The 6,910-nt window shown below is 39.6% G+C and carries 4 protein-coding genes; 3 read left to right on the top strand and 1 reads right to left on the bottom strand.

The features are described 5' to 3' along the window. The 3 genes from trpA to E1176_RS08700 form a co-directional block, all read left to right on the top strand. Window positions 1–826, top strand: an 826-nt coding sequence (gene trpA / locus E1176_RS08710) for a tryptophan synthase subunit alpha (RefSeq protein ID WP_343030521.1), incomplete at its 5' end; no start/stop codon positions are given. Beyond that, complete coding sequence (locus tag E1176_RS08705; protein ID WP_155210223.1) at window positions 823–1,833, top strand: bifunctional 3-deoxy-7-phosphoheptulonate synthase/chorismate mutase; 1,011 nt, start codon at window positions 823–825, stop codon at window positions 1,831–1,833. The genes trpA and E1176_RS08705, both read left to right, overlap by 4 nt. An 88-nt stretch (window positions 1,834–1,921) precedes the next feature. Beyond that, window positions 1,922–5,230, top strand: a complete 3,309-nt coding sequence (locus tag E1176_RS08700; protein ID WP_155210222.1) for a two-component regulator propeller domain-containing protein — start codon at window positions 1,922–1,924, stop codon at window positions 5,228–5,230. Here E1176_RS08700 and E1176_RS08695 read toward each other — a convergent pair. Continuing rightward, on the bottom strand, window positions 5,164–6,910 hold a 1,747-nt coding region (locus tag E1176_RS08695; RefSeq protein ID WP_155210221.1), incomplete at its 5' end, for an ATP-binding protein. The genes E1176_RS08700 and E1176_RS08695 overlap by 67 nt on opposite strands.

Here is a 6,910-nt window from a genome sequence, read left to right as displayed (position 1 = left end):
TGGGGTAAATATTAAGATTATGACTCATTTACAACCACAGACAACAACAACTATGAATAGAATTACGAAGCTATTTAATGAGAAAGAAAAAGATGTGCTCTCCATCTACTACACGGCAGGCTTTCCTATGTTAGAAAGCACTTTAGAAATTGCTCAGCATATAGAAGAAGGCGGTGCTGACATGATTGAAATAGGCATTCCTTTTTCAGACCCGGTGGCAGACGGCCCTACCATACAGGAAAGCAACAAACAGGCGCTTGATAACGGCATGACACTCAAATTGCTTTTTGAGCAATTGTCATCATTGCGTGAGCAAGTAAATATCCCTGTCATACTCATGGGGTATATCAATCCGGTATTGCAATTTGGGTTTGAAGACTTTTGTAAGAAATGCGAAGAGTGCGGGGTAGATGGTCTGATCTTCCCAGACCTGCCAATAAGTGTGTATGAAAATGAATATAAAGCCATTTGCGAGCAATACGGACTTAAAAATACATTTCTTATTACACCGCAAACCAGCGAGCAGCGCATCAGGCAAATTGATGAAAATAGTGATGGATTCATCTACATGGTTTCATCGGCCAGCACTACGGGTGCAAAAACACAGGTAGAAAGTGAGCAGGAGAGTTATTTTCAAAGGATCAAAGATATGCAGCTCAAAAGCCCAACATTGGTTGGTTTTGGCATTTCAAATCATGAGACATTTAAGGCCGCGAGTAAAAACAGCCGGGGAGCAATTATAGGCAGTGCTTTTATCAATGTGTTATCACAAAACGCTGACCTCAAAAACGATATTAAAAACTTTATAAATCAGGTAAAAGGATGATTATTCAATTAAAAAAAGGCATCTCAGAAAACGATAAAGCAAGTTTAGTAGAGCGAATCAATCAACTCAAATACAAAACGACTGAGGTAAATACGCAAAAAGGCGATTATATTATTGGTATTGGTAAGAAGGAGTTTGATATCCGAGATATCGGTTTCATGCCTGGTATAGCTGATATACACCGTGTTTCTGACGATTATAAGCTGGTTTCTAAAAAGTGGAAAGTAAAAAATACAGAAATTGACCTGGGAGATGGCGTAGTCATAAGCGAGGGAGGCATGTCGATCATGGCCGGGCCTTGCTCTATTGAAGGAGAAGATCAAATTAAAAAGACCATTGATCACCTGGTTGAAAACAACGTGAAGATCATGCGAGGCGGGGTTTTTAAGCCAAGAAGCTCACCCTATTCTTTTAGAGGTATGGGTATAGACGGACTTAAAACCTGGTATACAGAAGCGAGGAAAGCAGGTATTAAGATTATTACAGAAGTAATGCAGGTATCTCAAATAGAAGAGATGCACGATTACATTGATATTTATCAAGTGGGAGCGAGAAATACGCAAAACTTCAACTTACTGGACGAATTAGGCAAGATCGATAAGCCGGTTTTGATCAAAAGAGGAATATCAGGTACCATAGACGAGCTGCTTTATTCAGCGGAATACGTGTTTTCTGCAGGCAATGAAAATCTTATGCTTTGCGAGCGGGGTATCAGGACCTATGAAAAGGCAAGTAGAAACACCATGGATATTAATGCCATTTCGATATTGAAAGAAAAAACGCATTTACCAGTAATTGCCGATCCTTCACATGGTATTGGTATACGCGATCATGTTGAGCCGGTAGCGCTGGCTTGCATTATGGCGGGTGCTGATGGTATAATCTATGAAACTCATGAAAAACCTGAGGAAGCATTTTCTGATGGTCAGCAAACACTCAATTTTAGAGAGTCAGCAAAGTTGATTGATAAGATGAGAAAGGTATTTGAGTTGAAAAGAAGTTTATAACAATTTAATATTCTTTAAGTCAAAAAAGGCCTATTGATACACTGCCGGATATTCACGATATTACATAAAGCAGAAGCTATATGATGTCGTGAATATCTTTAGAAAGTTGGCCTGTTGCATTGTCTTTGCGCAGATAAGCGCGACAATTGTCTATGCTCAATATCCTCTAGACCCATCAAAGCACCTCTACCAGTATAATTATGAGCATTGGGATAGTCAAAACGGACTGCCAGACAATGCAATAATTCACCTGCTGCAATCCAAAGACGAATACATTTGGTTCGCCTCCTATGGTGGTATTACCCGCTTTAACGGTGTAGATTTTCTCACATACAGCGCTTTTAACACCCCTGAGCTTATAAATAACTCCTTTACTTACATCTACGAAGATAGTGATGGCGTGATATGGACAGCCTCAAGCGGAAATGGTGCGGTTACGGTTGATAATGGTGAGCTCAAAATTTATACAACAACACATGGTTTGCCCAGTAATTTTGTGGAGGAGATTGTTCAGGATCAATCAGGTAGAATCTGGATTGCCACAAGCGATGGCCTTACCTACAAAAAAGACGATAAGTTCGTCAATACAGAAGTGCCCCATCTCCTTAAAAATCTGAGGATAAAAAGTATTGATGTAGACAGCGCAAACATCTTGTGGGTGGCTACGACTAACCAGGGAGTTTATACCACCAGCAATGGACAAATACTAGACTACTACCACACCGGCAATGGCCTTGTTAGCAATAATATTAATTATGTGAAGGTCGAAAACGGAAATGAAGTATGGATTGGTACCGATGCAGGCTTGTCTATCATTCAAAATGGTACTATAACTAATCTTACTTCAGAAGAAGGTCTGCCCAGCGATATGGTCTCTACCTCTATCATAGATAAAAAAGGCCTACGGTGGATCGGTACATTTAGAGGGATGGCTCGAAGAAGTATTGATGACAAGTGGTCGTATTTCGATCCTAGTCATCCTCTGTTTGAGAATGACTTTACTACTTTAATACAGGATACGGAAGGGAACTTATGGATAGGCACCTATCGACAAGGGCTGTATAAACTTTGGGATGGAAAATTTACTAATTACGCGCTGGCAAGTGCCAACGACCTGCAACCTTTCATCGTGCACTGCATCACACCGGGTTTGTTATCCAATACTTTTATTGTAATTAATGAAACCGGAGTTTACAGGCTACATCCGCAAGATAATCGCTTAGAGCGGTTTGATGTAGATAATGATTTTTCTGAAACCAAATTGAAGTTTGGACTAGTTGATAGCAAAGGTGTGCTTTGGGTGGCCACTCAGGATTATTTGTTAAAATATCAGAATGGAAAATCTGTAAAATACACAGTTACAGATGGTCTTGTCCATAATAACATAAGAGTGATTCACGAGGATAGCGCAGGTGATTTGTGGATTGGTACTACCAATGGTATTAGCGTAATAAAACCAGACGGAACAATCAATAATTATAATGTCAACCAGGGCCTTTCTCATGAGTACGTCATGAGTATTCAATCAAACGAAGCGGGTGAGGTTTGGATTGGAACCAGAAATGGACTGAATCTTTTTAAAAATGATCGATTTGTTACCTATTACACCAAGGATGGTCTGGCAGGAGAGTTTGTATTCAAGACTTTTGAAGATAGTGATGGTACATTATGGATTTGCGGAAATGCGGGCCTTACAAGATTTAAAGATGGAAAATTTACAATAATCACCTCAGAAAACGGGTTGGCCAGCAACACGCTTTTTCAAATACTTGAAGATGGAGATGGCTACCTTTGGATAACCACTAACCAGAAGAATATAAGTGTTTTCAAGGTACATAAGGATGATTTAAATGCTTTTGCAGATGGTAAGGCCTCTGGCGTAAAGTCGATTGCCTACACTCAGGCCGATGGCCTAAAAGCTACTTCTGCGACATCGTCTGGCATGAGTTATAAAAGTGCCGATGGACGACTGTGGTTTGCTACTTCCAACGGTGTTGAAATGATTGATCCTTCCAATATAGAGATCAACAATAAAAAGCCAAAAGTGGTAATCGAGTCATTCATTACATCAGAAAAAAACTATAATCTCGATAGCAGTGTTGTTGTGCCGTCTGGTAAACACAGAATTACCATTACCTATGCTGCTTTAAGTTTTATTGCCTCAGAAAATATCGAATACCTTTATAAACTTGAAGGGTATGACGATGACTGGCTAAAACCAGAAGAAGAAAGAAAGACCACATACACCAATTTACCCTATGGCAATTACACGTTTAGGGTAAAAGCTGCCAACAGTGATGGCGTGTGGAATGAAGAAGGTGCTGCTTTAACCTTTTACGTAAAGCCGGCATTTTACCAAACCAAGCCCTTTAAGTTTATAAGCATTATTGGAGCGATAATACTGGCTGTTGTGATCTATAAGTTGCGTATCAGGTCATTGGAGCGTACCCAGAGAGATTTGGGGCTTATGGTAGAAAAACGCACCAAAGAAGTCGTGAGGCAAAAGGAAGAAATTGAGAAGCAAAAACAAGAAATCGAGCAACAGCAAAAGCAAATACAACTCAAAAATGATGAACTTCAAAAAATCAATCTCAATCTGGAAGATATAGTAGAGGAGCGGACTGAGCAGTTAAAAAATGCGTATAACGAGCTGGTAGAAGTAAATAAGGAATTGGATACATTCATTTATCGCTCAGTGCACGATGTGAGAGGCCCTTTGGCCAGGCTGCAGGGCTTGAGCTATCTTATCTCTCTTGAGTCACTCGATGGAGATATGCAAAATCTGGTAAGCAGACTCAATGCTACGGCTGATGAAATGAATGAAGTATTTTACAGCCTCTTAAACGTGGCCCGTCTCAAAGCAGCGGATCTTTCTATCGCACAAATAAAGCCTCAGGCCATTATATCAAAAATTGAAAATCGACTTTCTACAGAAACTACACAGGTAGAAGTGAAGCTGGAGGTAGCCAATGATTTTGAGCTCTACACAGATGAAGAAATACTAGAGGTCATCTTTTTTCATTTGATTGATAATGCTGTGAAATATAGAAGAAATGGAGAACAACCTGATATAAAAATAGACTGCAGTAGCCTAAATGGTGAGCAGGTTTCTATTAGAGTAAGTGACAAAGGAAGAGGAATTGAAGAGGAAGTGGCCGACAAAATATTTGAGATGTTTTATGTCGGTCAGTTAGATATCAGAGGTGTTGGGCTAGGGTTATACACGGTAAAAACTGCAGTGAAAGTGTTAAACGGCACTATTAGACTTTTAGAAAATGCCCGAAATGAAAAACATACCACTTTCGAAATACGATTGCCCAGGGCCATTAGTCATACCAATTCAGATTCGCTAAACTCTACAATAAAGTCTGTACCTCGCCCAAGTTCACTCTCATAGTATATTGATCCGTGCATGAGTTCAATGTATTTTTTTACAATAGATAAGCCCAATCCTATAGATTGCTCTCCCTGTGTAGGCTTGGCACTCAGTCTTTGAAATTTATTAAACAGCTTGGCTTGATCTTCTTTACTTATTCCAGGCCCCTGATCGCTCACTTTTATTCTCACTTTACCCTTATCCTTAGATAAAGAAACATCCACTTTGGTATGCTGATTAGAAAATTTCAAAGCATTGGAAATCAGGTTTTCTAACACCTGAAAAAGATAAACCTCATCTCCAGATACAAAATAGTTATCTGAGCCATTTGTGTGAGTAGTTAAACTTATGTTTTTAGCTAAGGCAGTTTTTGTGTATTCTGAAACTACATTATTCAAGACAGATTTCATGTCAACGCGATCAAATTTCATTTGTGGTGTAGAGGATTCGATGGCTTCTACATCTAAAATCTTTGAAATCATGTTGCTGGTGCGGTCAGTAGATTTCTTTATTTGATTGATGTACTCCTGTTTTTCCTCTTCACTGCCTGGCAGCTCCAATAAGTTGGCCAACCCATTGATGCTATTAATAGGCGATCTCAGGTCATGAGCTAATATATTTATGAGATTATTCTTTTCATTATTAATCGCGATGAGCCGCTCATTTTGCCTTTCAATCTGATCTTTCTGTTCGCTCAGCAGTTTGTTAGACTTCACCTTTTGTCGGTATTGGTTGTAAGTAATTGCTGAGATCACCAGTAGGATCGAAAAGCCAATAATAAAACCGGTGCTAATCAGATTGTTTCTTTGGAGTGTAAGGGCGGATTCCAGTAACTCCTGTGCTTGTATCTCTTTTTCTTTTGTGAGTAAAAGCACTTCATCTTTTGAGCTTATGTCAGCGCCAGAAGCGATATTATTAATTAAAAATGGCACATCAGGCCCAAAATGTTTGGCAATGAGCAATTCGTTCATCTCAGCAAAATTGGGGTCACTTATAAAGGTTTGAAACGGCTCTTCCCAATCAGAATTAGTTGGTAATATAAATCCAATACCTTTATTTCTAAAAGAAAATAAGTATTGCCGCTTGATATTAATTGTGTCTTGCAGAGCGGTGAGGTAGGAGGGTAGGTCTATGTACCCAAAGGCATCTTTGGTGTTGGCTATTGTACCGATCAGATCTGTAGAGCTCGGAATATACGCCACCGAAAAATTAAGATTACGCTCAGCTTTGAGTGCCGACAAGTGTTGCTCAAAAGTAGTTTGCCTTATTGTAATGGCTTTAAGTGTGTTGAAAATGGTATCAAAATCTTGCTCGTTGTAAGCAATCGGAATCTTATAATCTGAAACGATGACAGATATATCAGGCAAGTAGGGTTGTGTAAACTTTACCTCCTGGGCGCGCTCTGTAGTAATAGAAAAGGCAGAGGCACCGACTGCATTTGGTGCAGACATGTAATGAATGGTGTCATAAGTGGCTTTGAAACTTGAGCATTTATGCCAGGTGAGTTTTAAAGTAACACCGTACTGCTGCTTTACAAACTTTTGAAATTCCAGCAGCAAATCGTATTCAAAGCCACTTACAGAACCATCTTTAGGGTAAATAAACGGCTTAGAGTCAAACCAGTGGCAGTTCAATGTAGCTCGACCATTCTTCTTTGCTGCCGCCCATGAGTCATCACCTTGAGCTTTGCAGAAAAAGGCA

The sequence above is a fragment of the Fulvivirga aurantia genome (assembly GCF_009711475.1).
In the GTDB taxonomy this organism is placed as follows: Bacteria; Bacteroidota; Bacteroidia; order Cytophagales; family Cyclobacteriaceae; genus Fulvivirga; species Fulvivirga aurantia.
Note: the sequence above shows the minus strand (reverse complement) of the source record. Positions and strands in the feature narration are given on the sequence as shown.

Coding starts and splice junctions, on each gene's coding strand:
- E1176_RS08705 (WP_155210223.1), top strand. CDS start 823: ATGATTATTCAATTAAAAAAAGGCATCTCAGAAAACGATAAAGCAAGT.